This window comes from Bacteroidia bacterium (assembly GCA_025056095.1).
Lineage (GTDB): Bacteria > Bacteroidota > Bacteroidia > JANWVE01 > JANWVE01 > JANWVE01.
The window spans coordinates 1-862 of sequence record JANWVW010000363.1; the positions used below are offsets into that span (position 1 = coordinate 1).

Consider the following 862-nt stretch of genomic DNA (forward strand, 5'->3'; position numbering starts at 1 on the left):
CGGGCTACGCTTTCGCTTCGGTGCTTCGCTTCGCTACGCACTGGGCTAACGCCCACCCTCCGCATGCCTCACGCAAAAAATCAAAATTCTACGCAAACACACGAACTACACCAAAAAATCTTGTTCAAAGGTAGTAGCTTCGTGTGTTTTTAATCTTAAAATTAAAAGTTAGTCTTAAACTTGTATTGAATTATGAAAAAGGTAAAAATCATTTTAGTACTTTGCGCAGCGGGAATTTTCTTAGCTGCCTGCAAAAAAGAAAAAAAGCAAAGCGAAGATGGCTTTAACCGAAAAGCCATGTTAGAAAATTATGCCAAAAATTTAATTCGCCCCGCTTATTCGGACTTACAAGCCAAAGTTGAGTTACTTTTAACAGCAGCTACTAATTTTACTCAAAATGTCAATTTGACTAATCTACAAAACTTACAAACTGCTTGGACAGAGGCGTATGTTGCTTTTCAATATGCTAATGCGTACAATTTTGGACCCGCAGGTGAGGAAGGTATCAGAAAAGCTTTGGTAGAAGAAATTGCTACTTTTCCCGTATCTACCACTAAAATAGAGAATGCCATTGCTAACAACAACGCTAATTTTAACGACTTCAACCGAGACGCACGAGGTTTTTTAGCTATTGAGTATCTCATTTTTGACCTAAATGACAACAATAGTGCTATTTTATCTGCGTTTAGCAGCTCTTCAAACCGAAGAGACTTTTTGATAGGTGCCATAAACAACTTAAAGCAGCGTATAGACAACGTTGTTAATGCTTGGAATGGTGCATACTACAACGATTTTATCAATTCTGATGGGAGTAGTGCAGGTTCTAGCACAGCGTTGTTGTACAATGAATTTGTCAAAAGTT

Annotated in this window: 1 protein-coding gene; it reads left to right on the forward strand. The window is 38.2% G+C overall.

What is annotated here, in order from left to right; all coding sequences use genetic code 11:
* Nucleotides 1-192 precede the first annotated feature (192 nt).
* Nucleotides 193-862, forward strand: a 670-nt coding sequence (locus NZ519_14020) for a hypothetical protein (GenBank protein MCS7029869.1), incomplete at its 3' end; no start/stop codon positions are given.